This window comes from Dyadobacter tibetensis Y620-1 (assembly GCF_000566685.1).
Taxonomy (GTDB): domain Bacteria; phylum Bacteroidota; class Bacteroidia; order Cytophagales; family Spirosomataceae; genus Dyadobacter; species Dyadobacter tibetensis.
The window spans coordinates 123,862-149,671 of record NZ_AZQN01000009.1 but is presented as its reverse complement, the minus strand read 5'-3'; the positions used below and the strand labels follow the sequence as shown (position 1 = coordinate 149,671).

Sequence of the window (25,810 nt, the reverse complement as noted above, 5' to 3'; positions counted from 1 at the left end):
TAACCATTCGAGTTTAAAAATATTGTAATGGGAGGAGACGGATAAAAATGGGCCATGAAAAAGTTTATGTTATCCTTTCTCATGGCGAAATTATTTAATCGCAATAAGTATCAATTAGCGTATATGCGGCTTTATATCCCATGGAGCCGGCAGTGCTTAAGTCCAGGCAACCTTCCTGGGTAGCACCCAGATTTAGCTTAAAAACTCCCCGAAGATAAAAGGCTTCTGTAAAGCTGGGCTTCAATTTAAGGGCGCTTGTCAAATCATGGATGGCTTGATATTGGTTACCCTGTTCAGAATAGGCTAGGGCCCTGCTGTAAAATGCGTCTGTATAGGTAGGTGTAATTTCTATTGCCTTTGTATAATCGGCCAGGGCAGACTTGGTATTACCCGATTTTGTCTTGCTCAGGCCCCTTATAAAATATGCCTCGGCACGGTCACTGCTCAAATCTTGAATTTCAGTGGAAACCAAAACTTGTTTGCGCAATTGGTCTAGTGTCGACTGATCCAAGGGACCTGAAGGATGCTCTGTTTTAATCCAAAACTGATAAAATTTCTTCGGTGGACTTCCTGCAAACTTATTTTTGAGGGTTATGGCCTCATCCAGGTCTTTGATGGCGCCTAGCTGATCGCCCAATTTGCTTTTGGCGAAACCCCGACCGTAAAATGCTTCATAATTGGAAGGGTCCAGTTCAATTGTTTTATCATAATCCATTAACGCGCCCTGAAAATCTTCCAGCTTATTCTTGCAAAATCCTCGGTTGGTATGGTACCAGGCTTCGTTGGGGCTGAGCTCCAGGGCTTTGGTGAAATCGCTGGAGGCTCCCTGGTAATCTCCTAGTTCTAGTTTGGCGAGCCCACGGCTGCCATAGGCACCGGTTCTCTTAGGACTTAGTTCAATAACCCGGGTGAAATCGGCTAAACTTCCCGCATACTCCTGCATATCTTGCCGGCAATTGCCTCGGGCATACAGAGCAGGCACATCATCGGGCTCCAAGGATAACGCCTTGTCTAAGTCCTGTATGGCCTGACGTAAATGATTGAGTTTGGCATGACTCACACCTCGGTTATAGTATGCCTTGGCTTGTGAAGGGTCTAATTCTATCGCCTTGCTATAATCCTGTAGCGCCTCGGTATAATTTTCTTGTAAGCTTTTACATACACCCCGACTCTCATAATAGAGAGACTCTTTCGGGTTGATTTCTATAGCTCGATCGTAATCCACGATGGCACCTCGATAATCTTTTAGACTGGCTTTGGAAAGTCCACGGTTAAAAAGACTCGGAGCATGATCGGGACTCATGGTGAGAACGGTGGTGAAATCCTGAATGGCACCTACATAATTGCCGGTTCTAGCTTTAGTATTGCCTTCTTCAAAAAAATCGGCAGCCGATCGTTGGGCCTTGGAAGGAGTAATAGTCAGGAGGGTCATTGAAGCCAGAAGGCTTAAAAAGAAGTATTTCATGAATGGTAATCTTTTCTTCGATTCTGATGCGGATAGTTACGGGCTATAAAAGTATTTAATTTCCAGATGGGCATCAAATCAGAATTGCCTAATTTTATGGCAAAATGGTTTTATGGGAATTTATTTAAATTTACGCTGTTTTTAAACATAATTAGTCACTAAAATAAATTCGAAATGCAGGGAATGAAGAAACTAGCACTGGTCCTGTTAATATTGGTTTTGGCCGGAGCTCTATATTATGCCTTTACGGGTGATAATAACCAGGTAGGTTCGGAAGAGGATCAGGCAGTACTCCAACAGAATGCTCCAACAGGCACTTATTTGACTGGGCTTACCGACCTGGAGGGTAATCCTGTAACCATGGCGGAGGATAAAGTTGTTTTCCTGAATATCTGGGCGACCTGGTGTGGCCCATGCAATATAGAGATGCCCGGAATTCAAGCCTTATATAATAAGTATAAAGACCACGAGAAAGTTGAGTTTTATATCGTCTCTGACGAAGATGCTGCTACCGTCAATCCGTTTATAGCCCGCAAGGGATACGAGTTGCCTTTTTATCAGTTTGTCGGTCCTTATCCGGCGGCACTGGATGGCAACGCTATTCCGAGGACATATATTATTCATAATGGTCAGGTACTGGCTCAGGAGGTGGGCGCTGCTCAATGGGACCGTCCAGAAGTACATCAGCTGATCGATCAGAAACTTGCGGAAATATAAATTCGATTAGGATTTAACCATATAAAAAGCCAGCAAAAATTATTTTTGCTGGCTTTTTTAAGGAGTAGCGAGGTGCTAGGGGGTTGTAACGGCAGCTTCCGGCCGCGTTCGGTAGGAGAGCCAGAAAATAATAGGGAACACTAATAAAGTTAGGAGGGTAGCCGTAATAAGTCCTCCTATGATAATTACGGCTAGAGGCTTTTGTGACTCGGATCCTATTCCTGTAGAAATGGCCGCAGGAAGTAGTCCTAACGAGGCCATTAGGGCGGTCATGACCACAGGGCGGGTTCTGGCTTTAATTCCTTCCTGAATTGCCAAAGCCAAGGGCATATGGCCTCGAAGGTTTTTATGAAACTCTGATATCAGAATGACTCCGTTTTGGATGCATATACCCAAAAGGGCAATAAAACCTACGCCGGCCGAAATACCGAAATTTATTCCTGTTAAATGTAAGGCCAGAATACCTCCAATAAGTGCAAATGGAACATTAGCCAAAACGATGATAGGATCTTTGATATTTCCGAACATCACGAAGAGAATTACGAATATTCCGATCAGGCTGAGGGGGACCATTTCGGTTAGTCTTTGACTGGCTCTTACCTGGTTTTCGAATTCTCCTGTCCAGCCAATGCTATAACCAGGGGGCAGTTTGATATTTTCCTCTACGTTTTTCTGTGCTTCTGCAATGGTGCTGCCGAGATCCCGGTCGCGTACTGAAAATTTGACCCCTATAAAACGCTTGGTATTGTCTCTATAAATAAATGCTGGGCCTGTGACCCTCTGGATACTGGCGATGGCTTTCAATGGTATTTTATTTCCATCGATGGTTGGCACTTTCAGCGCGGCAATGTCCTCTTCATTTTTTCTATACTCTTTTTGATATCGAACACGAACATCGAATTTTTTCTCGCCTTCATATTTTTGAGTGGCAGTCTTACCACCAAATGCCATTTCTAATACTGCCTGGGCGTCGGCGACTTTAATGCCATAGGCTGCCATTTTTTCTCTATCGAGTAAGACGCTTACTTCAGGTTGTCCTATATTCCGCAAGATGCCCACATCTTTAATACCGGCTACATCTGCGATCTGTGGTATTACCTCATTGGCCAATTGGTCTAATTTGTCCAAGTCGTCTCCATAAATTTTAACGGCATTTGAAGCATTAATTCCTGCCACACTTTCGGCCACATTATCAATAATAGGCTGGGAGTAATTATAACCTATTCCCTGATAAAGTCGCAAAGTGTCGTCCATTTCTTTCACGAGCTCGTCCATCGAAAGTTTTCGGTCCCATTCTGCCTTAGGTTTGAGATTCACCTGCATCTGGACATAGTAAAAACCGCTGGGGTCGGTACCATCATTACTACGTCCCGCCTGGCTGAGCACGGCATTGACCTCTGGGAACTTGCCTAGCTGCTCCCGGAGTGTAGCCGTCATCTTTACCGTTTCATCGAGGCTGTAGCTCATAGGCATTTTGGCCTCCACCCACAGGGCTCCTTCGTTGAGTTGAGGAAGGAATTCGGTTCCTAAAAAGGTGGCGGAGTAAAAAGTGCCTACCATCAGGATCAGCGAGGCTGTAATCGTTTTTCTTTTATGATTGAAGGTCCATGAGAAACCCTTTCCTACCCATTTATCCCAGAAGGTTACGAATGGGTTATGTTTTTCTTTAACATTCTTATTTAGAAATATATGGCAGAGAACGGGTACGAGGGTAAGGGTGAAGAGCAAAGCGCCTAGCAGGGCAAAGCCGAGCGTATAGGCTAATGGGCTGAACATTTTCCCTTCCACTTTCTGAAAAGCGAAGATGGGTAGGAGAGCAGTGATTATAATCAATTTCGAGAAAAATATTGCTTTCCCCAGCTCGGTTCCTGTCTTTTTGATCACACTTCCCAGAGCCAGCTTATTAAAGCGTTCCATGCCCCTTTTTCTGGCAAGGTGGTCCAGGGAAACAAAAATACCCTCTACCATAACCACGGCCCCATCGATAATAATGCCAAAGTCTACCGCTCCCAAAGACAAGAGGTTGGCACTCATTCCCATAAGTTTGAGGCAAAGGAAGGCAAAAAGTAGGGATAAGGGAATCACAATGGACACCGTGAGGGTGGTGCGCCAGTCGGCCATAAACAAAAAGACTATAACAGTGACCAACACGATACCTTCCGTTACGTTATGCATTACGGTACGGGTGGTAAAGTCCATTAGGTTGTCCCGATCATAAAAAGTTTCCATTTTTACATCGGAAGGCAAGGTGTTCTGATTTAGATCGGCAATTTTAGCTTTTACACGTTCCAGAACTTCTTTGGGATTTTCACCCTTACGCATGACCACAATTCCTTCTACCACATCGTCGTTGTCGTTGAGGCCAACCTGTCCGACCCGGGGCATTGAACTTTCCTGAACGTCGGCCAGATGTCTTACCAAAATAGGATTACCTCCTGCCTCGTCGACGATGATATTCTCCAGGTCGGCGATACTACTTACCAGGCCAACGCCGCGAACGACATATGCTTGACCATTCTTTTCGATAATATCCCCCCCTACATTAATATTACTCTGATTGACGGCCTCGAAAACCTGCAATGGAGTTATGTCATATTTAGATAGACGGTTGGGGTCCACGCTGACTTCATAGGTCTTTTCCTGGCCTCCGAAAGCAACAATGTCAGCCACTCCCGGGATACCTCTTAACTGCCGGTCAATGGTCCAGTTTTGTATGGTAAGCAGCTCCCGAGTATCTCGGGTATCACTGCGGAGTACATAGCGGAAAATTTCTCCGGTAGGGCCATAGGGTGGCTGGACATCCGGTTCTACCTCGTCGGGCAGAGAAACATTGCGCAATAGATTGTTTACCTGCTGGCGAGCGAAAAAATCGTCTACCCCGTCTTCAAAGATGATTTTGATGACCGAAAGTCCAAACATGGTAATGCTGCGAACACTCGTTTTCTTTTGAACGGAGTTCATGGCGATTTCAACCGGGGTGGTAACAAAGCGCTCTATCTCTTCGGCACTGCGACCATTCCATTCGCTAACAATAATAATCTGGGTATTGGTGACATCAGGGAATGCTTCGATCGGCATGTTCCGAAAGGCAATAACTCCTGCTATGGCTAAAATACCTACCCAAAAGAAGGTGAATCCTTTATTTTTTAGACTGAAACTTATTATATTTCTAATGAATCTGTTCATAACCAATTAGTCGTTTAAAGCGTCGTAAATGAGCATTTGGTTACGAGTGATTACTTTTTCTCCCGTTTTCAGTCCTGATGCTATATAGCCAAAGTCGCCCACCTGGCGATAAACCTCAACAGGTCTGGTCTCTATATTATTTTTATCGTGAAACACCATGACAAAGCTCTTGCTTTTGTCGAAAATGATGGCGGATGACGGAATGGTTGGAAACTGTTGATCTTCCGTATAAGAGAGTTTAATATTAGCCCTCATGGCAGGTTTTAACAGGTATTCAGCATTGGGAAGTACAATTCGTACTTTCATTGCTTTGGTGTCGGGATCTATTAAATTAAATATTTTATCCACTTTTCCCCGAAATACTTTATCTGGATAGCTTAGTGTAGTAACCTCCGCCTGCATCCCTAACCTAACCTGGTTAATATCGCTTTCATTTATATTGGCCATGGCCCATACCTTGTCGATTTCGGCGATATCGAAAATATTATCCGTTTTATCGCTCCGCAGCAGCATATTTTCGTTGATATTCTTTTCAATTACAAATCCACTAATCGGCGACCGGGCCTCATATATCGCTCCTTTTTTTATATTGTATATTTTGAAGGTCTCCTGAATTCGCTGTAGTTGGGCCTGAGCCTTATCTAGCTGGCTTTGGGCCTGCAGGACGTCTCTTTCTGCATTTAGTTTTCCTTCATACAGCTCTTGAGCAATCCGCAAATTGGTTTTAGCCACCATAACATCATTTTTGGCATCGTCGAGTTCCTGCTCGAAACCCGCTACTTCCGTGCTGCGGATGGTGGCCAGCAGTTGTCCTTTTTTTACATAATCGCCCAGCTCCACAAAAACCTTAGTCACACTTCCACCTACCACGGGGTAGACTTCAATCATTTTATTATGGTCGGGAGATATGCTCCCATAAAAGGAACGCTCATTTTTCAAGGGCTGAGCGGTCACTTCCGAAAAGGTAGTCGTGCTCATCATTTTGTCACTGAGAACAAAAGACTGATCCGTCTTGACTGCCTCATTTTCCTGCTGGCAGGCCGTGACCAAGAACAGGCCACTCACAAGGAGAATAATTAGTTGCTTCATAGGAAGATTAAAAAATGGTACGGTTCACTAATTGGTTGATGTTTTCTTGAGATAGGATGAGCTGTTTACGCATTTCCTGAATTTGCAGCATGCTCTGCTGGTAGCTTTCTACGAAGTCGGTAAATTCTAAAATTGAAATATTTCGATTCTGGAAATTTTGCATCACTGCCGTGTATACCCGTTCGATGTTTTCAGAGTTTTGGGCGAACTGAAGATATTGTTCCTGATAGTAAGTCCAAGTTTGGAATCGGCTCTGCAGCTGACTCCGAAGTTCCTGGGCTTTATATTCCCTCTGAAGGCCAGATTGGGTCAGTTCAGCCTGAGCTAATTTGATATTCCCCTTGTTCCTATTCCATAAGGGTATCGGGATTCCGAAGGTTATATTAATCTGATTTTTAAATGCTCCCCCGCTCTGGTCATAGGCGAGACCGGCTGTTATATCGGGGCGACTTAGTGCTTCCTGCCATTTAAGATTTAAAGTCTGATTTTCCGCTAACTGTAAATAGCTGCGATATTCAGGGCTATTTTGTTGGGCCAGTTGTAGCAGGTTATCCAGCTTTATATCTATTTTTTTAGCGTACCGATCTTGAAGTTGGCTAAGTTCCACACTAGGAATAATAGGCTGGTTCGAGCCTGTCAAAAGACTTAATTCGTTACTTAGGGCGATAGTCTCCTGCTTCAGTGCACCCAGTTCCTGGCGAAGATTTAGAGCTAAAGATTGCAATCGTACCAAGTCTTTAAGTGGTAGGTTGCGTTTCTCGACTTGTTGGGCATAGGCTGCAATGAGGGTATCTACCTGTCTGGCCTGATTCTCAACGGACTCCATCTTTAGTCGGTTGAAATACAATTCGTAGAACTGTTGGCGTAGTCTATAGCGTAAGGTTACAAGCAGTTGTTCGAACTGAAGCTCGGCCAACGCAACATTGGATTTGGCCAGGGCTATCTCGCTTTTCTTCTTGCCACCTAAGTAGATTAATTGCTGAACGGCAATACCCTTTTGACCAGCTCTTCCCAAGTCAAATAGTTGATTGTCCTGAGGATTAACTGCATTGAATTCACCACTAAGATAGGGTAGTTCCCAAATTTTTGCCTGTATGACCCCTGCCTCCGCGGCATCGATGTCGTAATGAGCTGCAAGCAGTTGAATATTATTCTTTCTAAAGAGTTCCTCCGCTTCCGAAATAGTCGTTTGCGCCCTTAGGGAGTAGGCTTTTAATATTAGAAGGGAGAGGCATAACCAATACGATTTCATGAAACAATTTAATGATGTTTCGCAAAGGTGTATCAGCAGCCTTAAAACAGCCTTTAAGTAACCTTAAAAAAAACTTAAACTATAAAAGTAAGTTCAAATTGATGGGTATTGGGGCCAGGAGTGGAATAAACTATGGTAGCATGATGGTAGTCAAGAATACGCTTGACCATGCCCAGGCCTAGTCCGGAGCCATTGCTGTGCCGTGCATTGGACCCTCTGGTGAATGGTTGGAAAATCTTGTTCTGTTCCGATACAGTTAAACTTTCTCCTTCATTCGAAATGACTATTACCATTTGTCCATTGGTATGCTGTGATACCGATACGGTGGCTGACCTATCAGAAGAGTATTGATAGGCATTTCTGAAGAGGTTGGCGAAGGCTAGTTCCAGTACGCTGCGTGCCGCTCTAACTTCTAACTCCCCCTGAAAATCACCCTGATCTGCTATTTCAAAATGAAGTTTGAAGTCAGGATATGTCCTGCGTACCTGCTCATAGGCAGCAAAAATAATCTCGTCTATTCGTTCGGGCCGGAAACGCTCTTTGGCATCTTTTTGGTTATTTTTAGCCAATAGCAGTAAGGAATTGATCAGGGCCGATAATTGATTGACATTTTCCCCAATACTTTGTAGATAGGTTCTGGTATCCCCATCAATCTGATCGTTTTCAAGTAAATTTTCGACCTGAAGCATGATGCGGCTAATGGGCGTTCTCAGCTCATGGGAGGCATTTGCTGTAAATTCGCGCTGAGCAGAAAAGGATTGATCGATCCTTACCAACATGCGGTTAAAAGTTCTGGTTAGTTGTGATATTTCGTCTTTATCGTTTACAGCAACGGGAAGTTCTGTATTTAATTCGGCGGCCGATATATGGTCAATTTTCTTTTGAAAAAGGTCCAAGGGAAGCGTAAGGCGCCGAACAATATAGTAAGTGGCTACCGATACCAACAGGCTCCCCACGAAGAAGGTTACGAGTAGGAGATATTTAAGATACTCCAGTTTGCTATTTCCATAAAGATCTTCCGCCGCTACCAATGCATAGTAATCGGCTTTCTCAAAATCGAAATATACCCCTATTAAATCCAGCTCCTGATCTACCCGGAAAGAAGTTTTGGTTTTTTTTAAATCGATCAGATCTTGACGGTTCCAGTGGATAGCTGCATCGTCGATACTACTGTATATCAACTGGTAGTTCTCATCGAAGATCAAGGTTTTTTCATTGTATAGCTGATTAATGCTATTCTGATCTATTACTTGCAATAGCTTTTTATCGATCTCCTTTACCGTTAGCAACAGATTAACCGTTGTCAAGGCCTTTTCCTGCAATCTTTGTTCAAACTCCGTCTGGCGGAAGGAAGCAAACAAGATATATACAACCGTTATGCTTATTCCAAAAAGAATAGAAAAGGCCAAACTGATATATATAGAGATACGTCTTTTAAGCGTCATGATGATTGCTCAGATAATAGCCGTACCCGGGACGGGTGTGGATTAGTTTATTTGTATGATCCCGGTCAATCTTTTTTCTTAAAAAATTGATATAGACCTCTATGGTATTCAGATTAGTATCGAAGTGTATATCCCAGATTCTTTCAGCAATAGTTTGTTTGGAAAGCGTTCGGCCCTTGGCCTGGGCCAGAAATACTAGGAGTTGATACTCCTTGGGGGTAAGTTCGATGGGCATGTGGTTCCTGCGTACGGTCATTTGACTAAGATTAATTTCCAAATCGTCAATTCGCAGGAGTTCTTCTGATTCCTGGGGACGCGAACTCCGGCGGAGCAGTGCCAGGATACGTATATATAATTCCTCCAAATGAAAGGGCTTGACAAGATAATCGTCAGCACCATTCTGAAAGGCGTCGCGTTTATCTTGAATTTCTCCATAGGCGGTTAGCATTAAAATAGGGGTCACCTGGTCGCTCTGTCGGATCATACTACAGACCTCCAGACCATTTATTTTAGGAACATTAATATCCAGCAGATACAGGGAGTAGGTGTTAGCATGTAACGCCCGGAAGAACAAATCCCCATCATATACCGCTTCGCATCGAAATCCCTTACTGTTTAAAAAGGCGCATATTTCTTTAGAAAGGATGGGATCATCTTCCAGGAGCAGTATTTTATCCATCAGCCGCGTAATTATTGAATGAGCAAATTTAGTAAATGCATGGGGAGCCTGTGCCTCCGACTCCGAAATTTTACTGATCAATACAAAAAAAAGCTGCTCCGGAAATAAGGAGCAGCTTTTGTACTAATCTGTATTTAAAAAGTTATTCCACTATAAAGGTACCTTTCATAAGTGCATAATGCCCTGGGAAGCTACAGATATAAGTATATTTTCCTTTTTTAGGAGCAGTAAATTCGATGGTATCACTTTCTCCACCTCCTAAAAGCTTTGTATGGGCAATGATGCTGGCTTCTTCCGATTTGGGAATATACTCATTATCACGAGCAGCGGCAGCTTTGGAGCCGAATGCGGCTACATCCACACCTTCTTTAAGCAAAACCCAGTTATGCCCCATAGCGGCTTTAGCAAGCTTGCCAGCATGCGTCAGCTTCAATTTAACTTTTTGACCAGCCTTTACCTTGATTTCTTTAAGGTCAAACTGCATGGCATCTGTCCCTTTGATCTCGATTGTTTTAACCTGCTTACTATCAACGATCTCAGTTACTGGCTTATCTGCGAATGCATTTGTGTTCAAACTGGTAAGAGCTAAAACAGAAGCGAACAAAAACATCCCGGTTTTCAACTTTTTCATGTTCTGATATACTTGTTAAATGTTAATTTAATGCCTGCAAGATACTATATGGTCTACAAATAATATAGTCTGTTAACAAATGTTTGAAAACAATGTTCAAAAGATATATCGGAATTCGGTGTTAAAAGCCTTTCCAATACTGACCAGGGTTAAGGTAAGCAGGTAATGCTCCATATCTTTGGGGACCATCGGGAGCGGGATCTTCCCTGCCTTAGCTATCAGGGCATATAGCACCATCGCTATAATGAGGTAGAGGGCGCTTTTTTGTCTGGCGGCCAGGCCCAAAATGGAAATGAGCATGACTAATAAAATACAGAATGATTGAATAATAATTCCAAGGTAGCTTACCTGGTACCAGTATAAGGAAGTGAGCAAAAGGATGCCCAAACTTACGGAAGTCCAGAATTGAAGGCCGCTCGCAGGTTTATGACGAATAAGAGACCAGGTAACCGAAACCAAACAGACAGGGCCCAGCACCATGGCACTTACATTGAAGAAACGATAACTGTTTGCCAAGGCCGTTAGACCCAGGAAGGCAAGCATATCGGTCAGGGCGGTGAGAAATATGCAAAGGATAAATACGCCGAGCAGTAAAAAATTATATAGCCTTTGATCTTTGGATCTTTTCCACAGGATAAAAATACAGAAAAAACATAGTACAAGGTTTGAAAAGAAATGCGGATTGGCTATAATCTTCATAAAAGTTGGACAGGTTCTCAAAAAAGCAATTTACAAATTATACCTACATTTTGCTACTTCGTGCTTTTCGTCCTACTTTTACCAAAAAAACTGATTTACCAACATGAGCGTTTTAGTAAATAAAAATTCTAAGGTTATTGTTCAAGGATTTACCGGTTCTGAGGGTTCTTTTCATGCCCAGCAAATGATCGAATATGGCACCAATGTAGTAGGAGGAGTAACTCCTGGCAAAGGTGGGCTTTCGCATTTGGATCGACCAGTATTCAACACAGTGGACCAGGCCGTGAGATCGACGGGTGCAGACGTGTCCATCATATTTGTACCACCAGCTTTTGCAGCCGATGCGATCATGGAGGCAGCCGACGCTGGAATTCGTGTCATTGTAGCCATTACGGAAGGTATCCCTACTAAGGATATGTTAATGGCTAAGGAGTATATCAAGGGCAAGAATGTACGGTTGATCGGACCAAACTGTCCAGGTATCATTACTGCCGAAGAGTGTAAAGTAGGGATTATGCCTGGCTTTATCTTCAAAAAAGGCACAGTAGGAATAGTTTCCAAATCAGGGACGCTAACCTATGAAGCAGTAGACCAACTTACACGTGCTGGACTAGGACAGACTACAGCCATTGGAATCGGTGGAGACCCAATCATTGGTACTACCACTAAGGAAGCGGTTGAATTATTGATGAATGATCCAGAAACTGAAGCCATCGTCATGATCGGTGAAATCGGTGGAAGCATGGAAGCTGATGCGGCCAATTATATTAAATCGACTGGCAACCTTAAACCCGTTGTAGGATTTATTGCCGGAAAAACGGCTCCTAAGGGACGGAGAATGGGCCATGCTGGAGCGATCATCGGTGGTGCTGATGATACTGCTGAGGCGAAAATCCGCATCATGCAGGATTCTGGCATCTACGTGGCTGAGTCGCCGGCTCTGATTGGCGAAACCATGCTGATTGCATTAGGAGAGCGCTAAAATTACCGATTATTTATATCTAATTTTCAGATAGGGCTGGGGAAACCCGGCCCTATTTTTTCGCTATGAGGTTTGTTTCCCTTGCATTATGTTGGGCATTGCTACTGATTTTCGGGGCAGTGGCAGGCTATTGTCGTGGAATGGAGCAAGCAGCCCCCCCCTCGGACTACCTTCCCATTTATAATTTCAATCATGACTGGCTGGTATATAGTGAGAAGTACGAGAATTTTGTACCTTTTTCTAAAGATCTGGACAATGATATTCGCTCCGTGAGTGTTTATGTCGATTTAGTAAAAAATAGAAAGTATTTTTTGCTCCTTCAATCAGAAAAACAAGATTACTTATTTATTGAAGGGGCTCTTCAGAAAAAATTATTACCTAAGGAATGGCTAAGGCTTAACATAGATAGTCTATATCAAAAGTATAGAAAAGATGAACTCCTGATTACCCTTTACGGAAGCACTGGCGTGGCGGGTAAGACCTTGCTTATTTGCAATAAAAAACGCCCTGAATATGAACTGCAAATGCCTGGCGGGGCCAGCAGTATCATTAATATAAAACCCATCTTTGCGAGCCCAATTCATAATTTTTTGGTGATTGTAGCTTTGCTGGTTACGTTTATATGTGGCATACTCTTCAATTTGAATCAAGGGTATTTTACCAGATTGATCAACCCATACGATTTTTTCTCGTATTCGGATCGGGACCCGCTGTCGAAGGTTAATAAACCTTATAATACCTTCTCCATATTGTATGTGCTCGTACTTTCGATGGTGATGTCATTTGTTTTTATTATGCTTAATAACAGCCATCATCAATTGATTATGCTCGGGTCGCTACTTTCTGATGGCTCTACTTTAGGGGAATTAATAGGTGACTTTGCCTTTCTGACTTTCTCCTGTTTTATAGTACTTTTCTTAAAGTATTTTCTGATGGTGCTGGTGGGGAATATGCTTAACCTGGACAAATTAGTCGATACCCTGTTTCTGAAAATAATACAATCCAGTTTTCTATTTCATTCCTTGTTTTTTCTTATTTTCTGGGTACTAAGTTTACACTTTCCAGGATGGGGAGAGTACCTGGAACCATATATGCATATCCCTTTCCTAGCCTTCTATTTCGTACGATTTGTCGCACTCTATCTGATCGCAAACCCTGCGGGCAAGTTTATTAATCTATATTTATTTTCTTACCTTTGCGTCGTGGAAGTAATCCCCCTTATAATTGGCATTAAATTTGCTCTTTAATCGTTGCAAAATGTGGGAGCTTTAAAACTAATTGAAAATTGTACATGAGTGAGAATATCAACATTGATCAGGATCGGTTAAAAAAGGTAACCAGCCTTTTGGTAAGCCAGTCAAGGCCGGCAGACGAAAATTCTCCGTATTTTGAACTAGCAAATAAGTACTCGGTAAAAGTAGATTTTCGCCCCTTTATCCAAATTGACGGGGTGTCTTACAAGGACTTTCGCAAGCAAAAGGTCAATATCCTCGATCATACAGCGGTAATATTTACCAGCCGGAATGCGATTGATCATTTCTTTAGAATTTGCACTGAAGCACGTATCGAAGTGCCTGCTACCATGAAGTACTTCTGTATTTCTGAACAGACAGCTAACTATCTTCAGAAATATATTGTCATCAGAAAACGGAAGATCTTTACAGGGACGAAGACGGCTGTAGAGCTTGTGGAGTTGATGAAAAAGCATAAAAAGGAGAAATTCCTTTACCCCTGTTCGGATGTCCGGAAAAATGACATACCCGAGTTTATGGATACTGGAGATTTCCACTTCACAGAGGCTACCATGTATCAAACCGTATCTTCGAACCTCAGCGATTTGGAAGATGTATATTATGATATCATTGCCTTTTTTAGTCCCTCTGGTATCAAGTCCTTATTTGATAATTTCCCCGACTTTAAGCAAAACTCTACACGAATTGCCGCTTTTGGGCCTACTACCGCTAAGGCTGTAGAAGATGCCGGACTGATTCTGGATATTCAGGCTCCCTTGCCCAATGCACCGTCTATGACAGGGGCTTTGGAATTGTATATAAAAAAGGTAAATGCATTGTAGTCTTTAATTAGATTTACGAAAATAAAGCAGATGGCCTGGAAAAATTCCGGGCCATTTTTTATTATATGTCAATTTTTTTGGGCAATATGCGTTATTGATTAACCAGCGGCAAAAACATTCTTGTAAACCATTTCAGCCACATGATTCCTACGTTTACCCTGAGACAAAAAGTTTGGAAAGGACTGACGGCCTTTTGTTTGATGATTTCCTTTCAGGCTTTAGCCCAGAAGGATGCTCAATTTAGTCTGTTTTCACTTAATCAACTGTATCTCAATCCTGCGGCGGCAGGGGCAGGTGGTCTTACAACCTTTCAACTAACCCACAGGACTCAATACGCCGGATATCAGGCCAGCAACCCCAATGATATGGGTGGTGCGCTATCGACTCAAATGTTCTCTGCCAGCACTCCCTATAAAAACTTTGGGTTTGGATTTTATGCATTAAATGACAAAAGTGGTCCAAGAACCGATCAGGCCTTTAATCTCTCGGCTTCCTACCACTTCCCGGTAGCTGGGGGTAAGCTACAGCTGGGGGCTAGTGCCGGGCTTTTTCGCCAGTCACTGGATTTTGGGCAGCTCAGGGCTCGCGATCCTGATGATCCTTTGATTCAAACCGGGGTAATTTCTGAAATAAATCCAGACTTCGCCGTAGGCGCCCGATTCGAACATGATGATTATTATGTAGGAGTATCGCTGAATCATTTACTTCAACCCAAATATAAACTAGGCTCTGAATTAGGAACTAACCCGCTACCTCAAACCATTTATCTAAACGCCGGTTTAAATATCAATATGGGATATCTATTAGACATCCAACCGATTGTATTGGCGAAAACAGATATTTCTACTGTGTCCGTTGAAGGTGGTGCGACGGTAACTTATAACAATCGCTATTGGTTAGGAGGTACTTACCGTCAGCAGGACGCATTTATTATTTTGATGGGAGGGATTTATTTATTGCCCGATCAGTCTCTGAGATTGTCTGGAGCATATGATTTGGTGATGGGGGGCAATAAATCCAAGGCTCCTTCGTCTTTTGAAGTATTACTAACCTATTCATTGGCAGCCCCCAAGGCAGGCAAAAAAACAATTATCCGTACTCCGAGATTTCGGTTTTAAATTCGATGATTAAATTAAATTACTATTCTATATTCAAATAGTAATATAGCGTAACGATGATAAATTAAATTCTGCTCAGCGACTGGAGGTAATGGCAATAGTTTGGCAAACTTTAATTTATATTTGCGATATTGTTTTTGGAAAATTATCCTTGGCATATATCAAAAGGGTTGTTAAATACGGGGTAAAACTGATTTAAAGCCTAATTTTAGATAAAATGGTAGTTCCTTTTAATCAGAATGTTACTTTTGTTTTTTTTAAGGTATACTATATAAACACTAGCCGACGTTTTTAGGCTGACATTTAATACTCAAATATAAGAACCACTATGAATGTGAAAGTATTCTATCGGGATGGAATCAAAGGCTTGTTTTTACTGGCTGCAATTGTGCTGATGCAGAGCTGTAGTTTTGTAAAGAACAAGTTTGGGGGAGGGAAAGAGGAAAGCGGTATCTCAAATGGTGAAATTACGGCTACAGCAAGAAAAGGTTTTAAGCAATCGACACCTGCTGGTATGGTGGTAATCCCCTCGGGATCATTCATCATGGGACAGGCTGATGAAGACATTGCCTCTTCGATGAACAATATGAATCGCCGTGTTACCATCAGCTCCTTCTTTATGGATGATACGGAAATTACAAATAATGAATACAGACAGTTTGTAGACGCCCTTCTGGTAGATTCTATCTCTGTATTAGGTGAAGAAGAGATTATGTCAAAGTATTATCCGGATACCACGGTATGGAAAAAGGACTTCGCATATTCAAATGGTGATCCTTTTCAGGAATATTATTATCAGCATCCTGGTTTCGATACCTATCCCGTGGTAGGGGTAAGCTGGCTAGGAGCACAGTATTTCAGCAAATGGAGGACCAATCTTCTACACGATTTTCAAAATCAGGAAGGGCAATTTAACTCTACAGGCTTCCGATTGCCTTCGGAGGCGGAGTGGGAGTGGGCGGCTCGTGGAGGGCGTGCTGTTGCCAAATATCCTTGGGGTAATCCATATACCATGAACGCTAAGGGTTGTTTCCTTGCTAACTTCAAGCCTCAAAGAGGGAATTATGATGCCGATGGGTATCCGTATACTGCCCCCGCCAATGCCTACAATCCCAATGACTTCGGCCTGTATAATATGGCTGGAAACGTGGCTGAATGGACTTTGGATGCTTACACGGACAACGCTACAGCAATAGTATGGGATATGAACCCTAGATATGACAACCCTGATGAACCTCGCAAGGTAATCAAAGGTGGGTCATGGAAAGATATTGCTTATTATCTTCAGACTGGTACCAGAAGTTATGAATTCGAAACAGAAACCCGTGCTTTTATTGGCTTCCGTTGTGTAATGGATAATGTCAATGACAGAGGTGGTGCCCGGGGACGTCGTTAATCATCTGCATGCCTAATCTTAATTATTGGCAAGGTACTGCCTTGGCTAATATATGTTTTTATATATCTATTTTTCCTTATTATTCACTGTAACTGATTACATTTATTTATGGCTAAGAAAAGCGGACCTAGTTTCTTTTGGGACAGACTCGTACCAACCATATACAGCGCTGGTGCTGCCGTTGTTATTTTAGGAGCTTTATTCAAAATCCAGCACTGGGACGGTGGTGGTCCTATGTTGACCATAGGTCTTGGAACTGAAGTAGTAATCTTCTTAGTATATGCTTTACAGACCTTTGTTCAGCCCGTTGATAAGGATCCCGATTGGACCAAGGTTTATCCTGAATTAGCCGATGACTATAGCGGTGCCCCTCTTTCTCGTAGTGCAGGACCTAGCAGTGGCGTAACGGCTAAGCTGGATAATATGCTTGATAATGCCAAGCTCTCCCCGGAAGTGTTTGACAGTCTGGGTAAGGGATTCCGAAATCTGTCGGAAACGGTAAGTAAAATTTCTGATCTAACCGATGCCACTGTTGCTACAAACGAATATGCCAAGAACGTAAAATCGGCATCTTCTTCAATAGGAGAAATGAATAAGTCGTATGGAGTAGCCATTACGGCTATGTCTTCTATGGCTGACGCTACCAAAGATGCACAGAGTTACCGGGTACAGTTTCAGGAAATTACCAAGAATATGGGTGCCCTTAATGCGGTATACGAACTGGAATTACAAGATACTACCAAGCATCTTAAAGCCATGAATGCTTTCTATGGTAATCTGACCACAGCAATGGAAAATATGGCTGATGCTACCAAGGAGTCGCAGGTATTCAAAAACGAAATGTCCAAGCTTACGACCAATATATCGTCCTTAAACGGTATTTATGGTAATATGCTGACGGCTATGCGCGGCAATGCCTAAGGACTTACCCCTAACAACCATTTGTAATATCTGCTGAGATCCCTTTTAAATGTTTGTTTATCTAAACTAATTAATCACTGATAACTGATTACTGAACAATATGGCAGGTGGAAAAGAAACTCCCCGTCAAAAGATGATTGGAATGATGTATCTGGTACTTATGGCAATGCTCGCATTGCAGGTAAGTTCAGCCATCATCGAAAAATTCATTCTCTTGAACAATTCTCTGGAGCTGTCTTCCGGAGCAGCCAATAAATTAAACCAGGAAACGGTATTAAAAATCAAGGCCGCTGTCGAAAAATCGGGTAACCGGGCGGCAGATGTGGCGGTGATGAAGCAAGCCGATGAGGTGCGTCAAACATCCATAGCCCTGATCAATGAGCTCAACAGCCTAAAGCAGGAGCTGATCACAACAGCTGGTGGTGGCCTTAATGAAGAGGGCAGTATTAAAAATCCCCAGGAAGAAGGTAAGGTTGCCGAAATGATGATCGGTGGCCAGAAAAATGGTAAAGCCTATAAGCTGAAGCAGACGTTGAACCAGTATGTGACTGAGTTGAACAGCATGGTTCCCAATAAATTTCAACCTCTGGCTCTGGATGGTAAAGACGACCCCATTACCAGAGATAATAAAGAACAAAAAAACAAGGATTTTGCTGAGCTCAATTTTGCCCAGACTCCTGTAGCAGCAGCCTTGGCTGTGCTTAGCCAGAAGCAGACGGATGTCCGCCGTATGGAAGGAGAGGCTTTGAATTACCTGGCGAGCAAGGTCGGTGCTGCAGATATCAAATTTGATAGAGTGTTGGCTATGGTGAGTGCTGATGCCAAAACTGTAGTGGCTGGTACCAAATTTAAAGGGCAAATGTTTATCGCTGCCTCAGCGAGTGGATTGACCCCCCGGATGAGCCTGAATGGTGCGCCGGTAAAAGTTCAGAACGGAGTAGGGCTAATCGAATTTACTGCTCAAGGCGGTGGATATAATGCGGAGGGTATCGCACGTCGTGAGTTGAAGGGTACCATTACCATCCCGACTCCTTCAGGGCGTGATACCACCTATTCTATGACGCAGGAATATTTCGTGGTGAAGCCTTCTTACCAGATTGAAACCGGTACACTTCCTCCTTTATATTTGGGTTGTGCCAACAAGCTAAGTATTCAGAGCCCGGCATTGGGTGCCTTATGGGCTCCTACTTTTTCTACCGATGGTGGAGAGATCATCCCCAGCGGCGCTAAAGGTAAATTTACAATTGTACCGAGCAAAGCTCAGCTGAACATTACTGTAAGCAATGGCGGAAATGTATTGGGTTCTGAACCCTTCCGGGTGAATAGAGTGCCTAAGCCTTCACTGGAAATTCGTGTCAATGGTGCCGGCTTCGATGAGCGCCGTGGTGTATCAGCCAGCGCAGCCCGTAGCATACAGGTATTGGCAGTTGCTGATGAGAGCTTTAAAACCTTTTCGCCTGAAGATGCACGATTCAGGGTTTCTCAGGTTGAAATTTCACTTGCCAGGGGTAACCGCCGTATTGCAGGGGTAACCTTGAACAGCGGAGGCGGATCCATTTCATCTCTTGCACAACAAGCTCAGCCTGGTGATCGTTATGTAGTTACGATCATGAAAGTCGAAAGACAGAATTTTAAAGGAGCCGTGAGCAGTGTTGAAATGGGAAGCCAGGTACGTCAAATCAATTTGTACTAAACAAGACTTTTCTACGTTGCTTAAACAAAGAAAAAATAAAAGCATGATATGAGAAGAATGAATGGAAAATCGATCGTATTGACGATGTTGTCTCTGACTCTAGGAGCCGGGGCCGTTTCGGCCCAGGAACGTGCAGATACGACAGGGAATCAATTTTCGGCGCGTCCCATTGGTGATGAAGACATCATGATGAAACGCACATTATGGAGAAGGGTGGACCTTAACGAGAAGCAAAATATCTCCATGTTTTCTGCCAATAATGAGATTACAAGATACTTGATAGATGCTGCCAAGGCAGGGTTGATAGATGCTTACCGGACCGATTCCTGTGTGACTTTGCTTACTCAGGAGGAGCTTCATAAACGCCTGCTCATTCCTAACCAGGCCGCAGGTCTTTCAGAAGAAGAGCTTGCCGCTGGATTTGGCGCTCCTGCAGGAGCAGATGCGGGTTGGGGTGATGCTAAAACGGATCCTACCAAATCGGCCAATGCAGTAACAGATGATGGCTGGGGTGCACCGGCAAAAAAGGAGGAACCGATCGAAGACGATGGCTGGGGGCCTCCAAAGAAGAAAACCACCAAGAAAGCCGATCCTAAAACGGAGGTAGCGGCTAAGGTGGATTCTACCAGCGTAGAAGCATCCTTCGATAATTCCTTTGGAAATAACATGGTTACTGAGGAAGAATACTTCCCTCAGCAGCTATCCCTCCTGGAAATTAAAGAGGACTGGGTTTTTGACAAAAAACGTTCACGACTGTATAACGATATCCAAACCATTACCATCATGTTACCTTCCGACCAAACGGCTACAGGTCTGGAATTGGTCGTGGCATCATTCCGTTATAAGGATGTAGACCGTTTATTTAGAAGTGACCCTAAAAAATACATTTGGTATAATACCCACAACACGGCTCAAAATAAAAATCTGGCGGATGCATTCGACCTTAGATTGTTTTACGGAAGAATTATAAAGTACTCTAACGCCAATGATCGGGCCTTCTTGGACATCTATGGCGGAGAGAAGGAAGCCCTTATCAAATCGCTTAATTATGAGCAAGAATTGATGGAGCTGGAGCATGGACTTTGGGAATACTAATACCTGCTTATTAGTTAAAAAAGGGGAGTAGTCGCTATCGATTACTCCCCTTTTTTTATCAAGTTTATGGGTAATGGCTTTCAGTACTGCTCAGCAATATTTGGCTATCTTGCTAGTGATAAGGTTATGGTTCTTTATTATTATGCTTCCTGAGTCCCCATTGCTCTTGCATTTATTCGAATGAGAAATGGATAGTTTAGAACGTTATTATTCCCCCTGTTTAACTACAATCTATTTTAATTTCCATAAGAGGAGAACCGACTTTCATCGCCTCCTATTCCATTCTACTGTCCTATAGCCTACCAATAGGTCGGATCGGCCTCCCAGGGGGCGGTAGTATACGAGAATATCGTAGTCGTTTTCAGTCGCTACATAATCGCCCTCTATCCATGTCTCATCCCGATGGTGATCGCTGGGATTAACCGCTACATAATTGTAGTTGATTACCCCTTGCTTTACTAAGATCTCTACCTCATATTCTTCAGCCTGGGGGTTGTAGATCATTTTATTTCGGTCGTCGAGGTTCCATAGATTAAAGGCTCCGTTTACATAGAAATCTCGGGTAGGGTCTTCCGAAATTTTTAGACGGAACAGGACGGGAGTATAATCGGCATCCGTACTTCCCCGACCACTTTCCCTTTGATCGACCACGTATTGACCATTAAAATCATCGGTTTGGATATATCTATCATCGTTTCTGGGTTTGTCAGGGAATAAAACTAACTGGGTATGATCTACCGTCCTGTTAATTTCATAAATTCCATAACCCCTACCGGTGAGCGAACGGCTATCGAAATAACGGAATTCATTCCCTCCTGGAAATGTGTTTTCCAGCTCGAAAAAAGTATATTCAAGTAGTTTGTCAAAGGGACGGACGTTGGAAGGCTTAAAACCGGTTCGGATCTGATCCCAGCGAAAATTCTTTCGCATAATCACCTTTAAATCGGACTGGGGAGCAGCAAGGTTCAGACCTTTATAGTCTATTTTAAAGTCAATTTGTTGGTCAGTAAACTGTTGCTGTATTCCTTGGGAAAAACGGGCTTCTGCACTGATATTCAGTCTCAGGTCATACAGCATAAATCGCCTGCTCAGCACTGGTTTACGGTCTTGGTCGTATACCACAATCACATAATTGCCCGAAAGTTTTAAACGCGGAATTGAGAAGTTGTAATGGAAATAGGGGATCTTCGTGCTGAACGACTGCTGCTGGTCTTGAATGGGATAGTCATTATATTCGAAGGTATATTCTATTTCATTCAGGTTGGATTTGGTCCAATCGGCGTTACAATGCAGAATTTTGGCCCGGTAGCTATCATATTGTCCCGATAAATCGTCAAATTCCAACATGAGACTGTTCGGATTTTGAAGGGATGTAACTGGAGGGCTCAGGAGCCTTTTTGGATTCTCGGGTTCGCCAATATCAGGGTAAAGAAGAACAGTGGCTATTTTGGAGTTGAAAATTGCATCATTAAGAAGCAATTCTTCACTCTGACCGTTTGAGAACCCTGGAATACCCAGTAGCATTACAAAGATTAATCGTAGGGTTGGTAGTTTCTTGGTTTGCAGCATGCGTCGTAAAAGATTGGTTATCTATAGCTGATAATCCCTTCAGGGGAGTACGGTTTAAATGCTAGGACTGGATGATATGCTATCAGTGTCCGGTTCCCGAATAGGTAACGTACTGGAGTAATCATTTATTCGATTTTCGGATCTGGGAGTATATACAAAAAGACCATCTCCGGGGAAATGGTCTTTTGCAGGTCGTAAATTATTAATTAGCAAATTCTTCGACGGTCATCATCGCTTCTTCCCATTGGGATGTGGCATCGTCAAGGCGTTTCTTGAGCGAGGCGTAGGCCTGATTGGTTTTGTTAAGTGCCTCCTGATCCTGATAGATTTCAGGGCTGGCGAGTTTGATTTCCAGAACTTTCTTCTCCTGTTCGAGCGTATTAATGCTGTTTTCCAATTCGTCTACTAATTTTTGCGCTTTTTTACGCTTCTGAACGTCCTCATTGGAAATAGATTTCGTAGGAGCCTCAACCGGGGCTGCAGTTGTATTTTTGGGTTTTTGTGGAGGAGCACTGCTGACCGTGGCGTTTTCACTTACAGCCGACTCCAAACCTCTTTCTGCCACCCAGATTTCATATTCTTCGTAGGTCCCAGGGTATTCTTTTATCTGGTGATCTTCGATATACCAAATTTTGTTGGCGATATTTTCCACGAAATATCGATCGTGGGAAACCACAATATAACTTCCTTCGTACTGTTGAAGGGCCTGGATAAGTATATTCACCGACTGCATGTCCAGGTGGTTGGTAGGCTCATCGAGTAGGAGGAAATTTGCTTGAGAAAGAAGGACTTTCGCCAAAGCTATCCTGGATTTTTCACCTCCTGATAGTACCTTGATTTTTTTGAAGACATCGTCGCTGGAAAACAAAAAGCAGCCCAAAACAGTCCGTAGTTCTGTTTCCGTTTTTTCTGGATTGGCATATTTAAGCTCTTCCAGCAAATTGTGCTTTACATTCAGCGATTCGAGCTGATGCTGGGCGTAGAATGTAAACGAAACATTATGTCCTAACCTTCTCTTTCCCTCTATGGGTTCACTTCCTGAAACGATGCGCAATACGGTAGATTTTCCACGACCGTTGGCACCTATCAAGGCAATCTTATCGCCCCGTTCCATGGTAACACTGGTAGCGTCTAGGATCACCTTATCACCATAAGCCTTGGAAGCGTCTTCTAACTGGAATACATGACGACCTGGCTGGGTAGTAAACTGAAAACGAAAATGAACCTTGGCCGCCTCGTCGACTACCTGGTCGATTACCTCCATCCGGTCCAGAGCTTTTACCCTGCTTTGTACCTGTCTGGACTTAGTAGCTTTGGCTTTAAACCGTTCTATAAATCGTTCGGTTTGACGGATTTTTGCCTGTTGGTTTTCAAAAGCACCCTTTTGGATTTCGTTTCTCAGGGCCTTTTCTTCCAGATAATATGAGTAATTACCGGAATATAAATTCAGTTTTCCCCCTGAAACTTCCACTGTGGTATCAATGGTGTTGTCCAGGAATTGTCTGTCGTGTGAAACAACGATGACAGCACCTTCGTAGGATTGAACGTATTTTTCGACCCATTGAATCGAGGGTAAATCCAAATGGTTAGTAGGCTCATCCAGCATCAGCAAAGACGGTTTCTGAAGTAACAGCTTTGCCAACATCACCCGCATTCTCCAACCACCGGAAAATAGGCGAAGGGGGCGCTCTAGATCTGCCGTAGCAAATCCAAGTCCTTCCAATATAGCTTCTGCCTTGGATTGAACGCTATATCCATCTAAGGCATCGAATTCGTCTTGTACACGTGCCAGCCGGTCTACCAGTTCGTCCCGATAGTTTTCCTCCATTTCATGGAGGATGTTGTCTATCTGGGCTTGTAGCTCATTCTGGCGCTCGAAGGCCTGCATGGCAACCGATAAGATGGAATCATCTGTCTGATAGGACAATAAGTCCTGGTTAAGGAAACCGATGGTACAGTCTCCCGACATAGAAATATTACCTTCATCTGGCTGAAACTCGCCGTTGATCATCCGAAGAAGGGTGGATTTGCCCGTACCATTCAGGCCAATCAGGCCTATTTTTTGTTTGGGCTTAATATGTAGCGACGCACTATCATAAAGTGCTCGGTCGCCGAGAAAATAACTGAGGTTCGTAATCGCGATCATGCCACAAAGGTACACCGAATGTATCAGAATTTGAAGGACTGCTTGTTGGAATAGTTATAATAGTAAATCAGCCATTCAGGGGATCTGATGAATTAAGGACCAAATGCGGATAAATTGCTATTTATGGGCACTTTTTTGTTTAAATTATGGGTTCTAACCGGGAGTACATATGATCCCTGTATCAGCGATGACTCTCCTTACCATTTTAGCAATTGATTATGAATCATCTTTTTCCTATATTTTTAAAGCTCGAGAACCTGCATACGCTAATCGTGGGAGGGGGCTATGTGGGTCTTGAAAAGATTACCGCCGTATTAGATAATGCTCCCACCGCTCGTATCACCTTGGTAGCACCCCAAATAAGAGACGAGATCGTGGCTCTGGCAGAGGCAAACCCTGGTGTAGAGCTGATATCGAAACGTTTTGACCCTTCGGACTTTGAACATAAGGATCTGATCCTGGTGGCTACAAACGATAAGGAGGAAAATCGACGTATTAAGACCCTGGCGGCTGAGAAACATTTGCTTTGTAATGTGGCCGATACCCCTGCATTATGTGATTTTTATTTATCATCAGTGGTTCGAAAAGGCAATTTAAAGGTGGCTATCTCAACCAATGGAATGTCTCCTACTATGGCCAAACGCCTGAAAGAGGTGCTTAATGATGCCCTGCCCGATAACTTAGAAACAGCTATGGAACAACTAAAAGCAGTTCGTGATATGCTGCGTGGGGATTTCGCTTATAAGGTAGAAGAGCTGAACCGAATTACTTCAGTTTTAGTAGATAAAAAATAATAAAGGAAAGGGATATTTCACTCTCAAACGAAAAGTTTTCTTCTTAAGACGGTAGGCCAAAAAGTTGGATTGGAATTATTCGCTTGACCTTTTCTGGAAAAAACGGCCCAACCCGATAAAAGCGGCCGACAGGGTGGCAAAAACGACAAAAAGGATCGCAGAATTAATCAAAACCTGAGGGAGTCCAATTTCTACTATATTCACGAATGGATAGGGGTAGAAATCTGATAAATGCCCTCTCAATAAGATATAAAGTAAGTAGACAAGAGGGAAGACTAGCCAATAAGGAATTCGCTTCATAGATACCTGGGCTATGTTTTCGTAACGATACCAGTAAGAGACTACCAGAATTGGGATGATGCTATGTAATAATTCGTCCACCCATTTCTGGAGTCCGGTAGGTTCCCAAACTTGCCTAAGCACTATTTGATAAACAATGCCTACCACCGTAATATAGACGGTAAGTGCAGTTAGGGTGCCAGGTTTATTCAGGACAGCGTTGGGACTAAGCGGTTTCTTAAAAGATTGATAAGTAAAATAAATGGCTACCAGCGTATTGGTTAGAATGGTAAAAAAACTAAAGAACCGTAGCGTCGTTTCAAGTACAGGAGCTATTCGGTTTTGAAGCATAAGGATAAACTGGGTAATTACTGCAAACCATGCTACAGCAGCAATAAATGCGGAAAATCTACTTTGCATAACTAGTTTGTTATTTAGCTATCATATTCCTATGTTTCTCAATTCTATTCTAAAAGATTTTATAAACTGAACTTGAGAATTAGTTTTTCTATCTAAATTAATCGAAAAAATTATAAATGGGGTTGGAATGGTAATAATATAATTATAAAAGACCGATAAC

21 protein-coding genes are annotated in these 25,810 nt (G+C 43.0%); 10 read left to right on the top strand and 11 right to left on the bottom strand.

From position 1 onward, the window contains the following. Positions 1–94: 94 nt before the first annotated feature. Positions 95–1,465, bottom strand: coding sequence for a tetratricopeptide repeat protein (locus X939_RS0119310; protein WP_025764929.1), 1,371 nt, complete (start codon positions 1,463–1,465; stop codon positions 95–97). 183 nt (positions 1,466–1,648) lie between these two features. Between X939_RS0119310 and X939_RS0119305 the strand changes: the two genes are divergently transcribed. Continuing rightward, entirely contained in the window at positions 1,649–2,182 is a 534-nt protein-coding gene (locus X939_RS0119305; RefSeq protein WP_084299580.1) for a TlpA family protein disulfide reductase, read from the top strand. Between the two features lie 75 nt (positions 2,183–2,257). Here the strand turns inward: X939_RS0119305 and X939_RS0119300 are convergent, their stop codons facing one another. From X939_RS0119300 to X939_RS0119270, 7 genes are all read right to left on the bottom strand, one after another. Continuing rightward, positions 2,258–5,368, bottom strand: a complete 3,111-nt coding sequence (locus X939_RS0119300) for an efflux RND transporter permease subunit (protein WP_025764927.1) — start codon at positions 5,366–5,368, stop codon at positions 2,258–2,260. Between the two features lie 6 nt (positions 5,369–5,374). Continuing rightward, positions 5,375–6,457 carry an efflux RND transporter periplasmic adaptor subunit gene (locus tag X939_RS0119295; protein ID WP_025764926.1) on the bottom strand — a complete coding sequence of 361 codons (1,083 nt, stop codon included), beginning with the start codon at positions 6,455–6,457 and terminating at the stop codon, positions 5,375–5,377. 7 nt (positions 6,458–6,464) lie between these two features. Beyond that, positions 6,465–7,709, bottom strand: a complete 1,245-nt coding sequence (locus tag X939_RS0119290; RefSeq protein ID WP_025764925.1) for a TolC family protein — start codon at positions 7,707–7,709, stop codon at positions 6,465–6,467. A 74-nt stretch (positions 7,710–7,783) separates the two neighbouring features. After that, positions 7,784–9,154: a HAMP domain-containing sensor histidine kinase gene (locus tag X939_RS0119285; protein WP_025764924.1), complete on the bottom strand. Its 1,371-nt coding sequence runs from the start codon at positions 9,152–9,154 to the stop codon at positions 7,784–7,786. Beyond that, positions 9,144–9,833, bottom strand: coding sequence for a response regulator transcription factor (locus tag X939_RS0119280; protein WP_025764923.1), 690 nt, complete (start codon positions 9,831–9,833; stop codon positions 9,144–9,146). Before X939_RS0119280 ends, X939_RS0119285 begins: the two co-directional genes overlap by 11 nt. A 142-nt stretch (positions 9,834–9,975) precedes the next feature. After that, positions 9,976–10,464: an azurin gene (gene azu, locus X939_RS0119275; RefSeq protein WP_025764922.1), complete on the bottom strand. Its 489-nt coding sequence runs from the start codon at positions 10,462–10,464 to the stop codon at positions 9,976–9,978. Positions 10,465–10,560: 96 nt separating this feature from the next. Further along, complete coding sequence (locus X939_RS0119270; protein WP_131694639.1) at positions 10,561–11,007, bottom strand: hypothetical protein; 447 nt, start codon at positions 11,005–11,007, stop codon at positions 10,561–10,563. Between the two features lie 259 nt (positions 11,008–11,266). Here X939_RS0119270 and sucD point away from each other — a divergent pair, with 259 nt between their 5' ends. The 8 genes from sucD to porN all read left to right on the top strand — a co-directional run bounded on the left by sucD (position 11,267) and on the right by porN (position 20,442). Beyond that, positions 11,267–12,145 carry a succinate--CoA ligase subunit alpha gene (gene sucD, locus X939_RS0119265; protein WP_025764920.1) on the top strand — a complete coding sequence of 293 codons (879 nt, stop codon included), beginning with the start codon at positions 11,267–11,269 and terminating at the stop codon, positions 12,143–12,145. Positions 12,146–12,210: 65 nt separating this feature from the next. Beyond that, positions 12,211–13,392, top strand: coding sequence for a DUF4271 domain-containing protein (locus tag X939_RS0119260; RefSeq protein WP_025764919.1), 1,182 nt, complete (start codon positions 12,211–12,213; stop codon positions 13,390–13,392). A 44-nt stretch (positions 13,393–13,436) separates the two neighbouring features. After that, positions 13,437–14,219 (top strand): uroporphyrinogen-III synthase, encoded by a 783-nt coding sequence (locus X939_RS0119255; RefSeq protein ID WP_025764918.1) that lies wholly within the window; start codon positions 13,437–13,439, stop codon positions 14,217–14,219. A 140-nt stretch (positions 14,220–14,359) separates the two neighbouring features. Then, complete coding sequence (locus tag X939_RS0119250; protein ID WP_084299572.1) at positions 14,360–15,337, top strand: PorP/SprF family type IX secretion system membrane protein; 978 nt, start codon at positions 14,360–14,362, stop codon at positions 15,335–15,337. A 328-nt stretch (positions 15,338–15,665) separates the two neighbouring features. Beyond that, the gene (gene porK, locus X939_RS0119245) at positions 15,666–16,733 is read left to right on the top strand and encodes a T9SS ring complex lipoprotein PorK/GldK (RefSeq protein ID WP_025764916.1); all 1,068 of its coding nucleotides are present in this window, start codon (positions 15,666–15,668) and stop codon (positions 16,731–16,733) included. 108 nt (positions 16,734–16,841) lie between these two features. Next, positions 16,842–17,654, top strand: a complete 813-nt coding sequence (gene porL, locus X939_RS0119240; protein WP_025764915.1) for a type IX secretion system motor protein PorL/GldL — start codon at positions 16,842–16,844, stop codon at positions 17,652–17,654. A gap of 100 nt (positions 17,655–17,754) precedes the next feature. Next, positions 17,755–19,347 carry a type IX secretion system motor protein PorM/GldM gene (gene porM / locus X939_RS0119235; RefSeq protein ID WP_084299570.1) on the top strand — a complete coding sequence of 531 codons (1,593 nt, stop codon included), beginning with the start codon at positions 17,755–17,757 and terminating at the stop codon, positions 19,345–19,347. 57 nt (positions 19,348–19,404) lie between these two features. Then, a complete protein-coding gene (gene porN, locus X939_RS0119230; RefSeq protein ID WP_025764913.1) occupies positions 19,405–20,442 on the top strand; it encodes a type IX secretion system ring subunit PorN/GldN in 1,038 nt (345 codons plus the stop codon). A gap of 264 nt (positions 20,443–20,706) precedes the next feature. Here the strand turns inward: porN and X939_RS0119225 are convergent, their stop codons facing one another. Together X939_RS0119225 and X939_RS0119220 are read right to left on the bottom strand one after the other, a co-directional pair. Continuing rightward, entirely contained in the window at positions 20,707–22,011 is a 1,305-nt protein-coding gene (locus X939_RS0119225) for a type IX secretion system plug protein (RefSeq protein WP_025764912.1), read from the bottom strand. A gap of 202 nt (positions 22,012–22,213) precedes the next feature. Continuing rightward, positions 22,214–24,157 carry an ABC-F family ATP-binding cassette domain-containing protein gene (locus tag X939_RS0119220; protein WP_025764911.1) on the bottom strand — a complete coding sequence of 648 codons (1,944 nt, stop codon included), beginning with the start codon at positions 24,155–24,157 and terminating at the stop codon, positions 22,214–22,216. A 218-nt stretch (positions 24,158–24,375) separates the two neighbouring features. Between X939_RS0119220 and X939_RS0119215 the strand changes: the two genes are divergently transcribed. Continuing rightward, positions 24,376–24,951: a precorrin-2 dehydrogenase/sirohydrochlorin ferrochelatase family protein gene (locus X939_RS0119215; RefSeq protein ID WP_025764910.1), complete on the top strand. Its 576-nt coding sequence runs from the start codon at positions 24,376–24,378 to the stop codon at positions 24,949–24,951. A 75-nt stretch (positions 24,952–25,026) separates the two neighbouring features. Here X939_RS0119215 and X939_RS0119210 read toward each other — a convergent pair whose 3' ends face one another. Beyond that, the gene (locus X939_RS0119210) at positions 25,027–25,650 is read right to left on the bottom strand and encodes a Pr6Pr family membrane protein (protein WP_025764909.1); all 624 of its coding nucleotides are present in this window, start codon (positions 25,648–25,650) and stop codon (positions 25,027–25,029) included. Positions 25,651–25,810 lie beyond the last annotated feature (160 nt).

Bases quoted from the DNA above. Each gene is read 5' to 3' on its own strand.
- X939_RS0119305 (WP_084299580.1), top strand. From the start codon at position 1,649: ATGAAGAAACTAGCACTGGTCCTGTTAATATTGGTTTTGGCCGGAGCT.
- X939_RS0119220 (WP_025764911.1), bottom strand. From the start codon at position 24,157: ATGATCGCGATTACGAACCTCAGTTATTTTCTCGGCGACCGAGCACTT.
- X939_RS0119225 (WP_025764912.1), bottom strand. From the start codon at position 22,011: ATGCTGCAAACCAAGAAACTACCAACCCTACGATTAATCTTTGTAATG.
- X939_RS0119295 (WP_025764926.1), bottom strand. From the start codon at position 6,457: ATGAAGCAACTAATTATTCTCCTTGTGAGTGGCCTGTTCTTGGTCACG.
- porM (WP_084299570.1), top strand. From the start codon at position 17,755: ATGGCAGGTGGAAAAGAAACTCCCCGTCAAAAGATGATTGGAATGATG.
- X939_RS0119260 (WP_025764919.1), top strand. From the start codon at position 12,211: ATGAGGTTTGTTTCCCTTGCATTATGTTGGGCATTGCTACTGATTTTC.
- X939_RS0119270 (WP_131694639.1), bottom strand. From the start codon at position 11,007: ATGCTTGCCTTCCTGGGTCTAACGGCCTTGGCAAACAGTTATCGTTTC.
- X939_RS0119250 (WP_084299572.1), top strand. From the start codon at position 14,360: ATGATTCCTACGTTTACCCTGAGACAAAAAGTTTGGAAAGGACTGACG.
- sucD (WP_025764920.1), top strand. From the start codon at position 11,267: ATGAGCGTTTTAGTAAATAAAAATTCTAAGGTTATTGTTCAAGGATTT.
- X939_RS0119215 (WP_025764910.1), top strand. From the start codon at position 24,376: ATGAATCATCTTTTTCCTATATTTTTAAAGCTCGAGAACCTGCATACG.
- X939_RS0119300 (WP_025764927.1), bottom strand. From the start codon at position 5,368: ATGAACAGATTCATTAGAAATATAATAAGTTTCAGTCTAAAAAATAAA.
- X939_RS0119310 (WP_025764929.1), bottom strand. From the start codon at position 1,465: ATGAAATACTTCTTTTTAAGCCTTCTGGCTTCAATGACCCTCCTGACT.
- X939_RS0119255 (WP_025764918.1), top strand. From the start codon at position 13,437: ATGAGTGAGAATATCAACATTGATCAGGATCGGTTAAAAAAGGTAACC.
- porL (WP_025764915.1), top strand. From the start codon at position 16,842: ATGGCTAAGAAAAGCGGACCTAGTTTCTTTTGGGACAGACTCGTACCA.
- porK (WP_025764916.1), top strand. From the start codon at position 15,666: ATGAATGTGAAAGTATTCTATCGGGATGGAATCAAAGGCTTGTTTTTA.
- X939_RS0119280 (WP_025764923.1), bottom strand. From the start codon at position 9,833: ATGGATAAAATACTGCTCCTGGAAGATGATCCCATCCTTTCTAAAGAA.
- porN (WP_025764913.1), top strand. From the start codon at position 19,405: ATGAATGGAAAATCGATCGTATTGACGATGTTGTCTCTGACTCTAGGA.
- X939_RS0119285 (WP_025764924.1), bottom strand. From the start codon at position 9,154: ATGACGCTTAAAAGACGTATCTCTATATATATCAGTTTGGCCTTTTCT.
- X939_RS0119290 (WP_025764925.1), bottom strand. From the start codon at position 7,709: ATGAAATCGTATTGGTTATGCCTCTCCCTTCTAATATTAAAAGCCTAC.
- X939_RS0119210 (WP_025764909.1), bottom strand. From the start codon at position 25,650: ATGCAAAGTAGATTTTCCGCATTTATTGCTGCTGTAGCATGGTTTGCA.
- azu (WP_025764922.1), bottom strand. From the start codon at position 10,464: ATGAAAAAGTTGAAAACCGGGATGTTTTTGTTCGCTTCTGTTTTAGCT.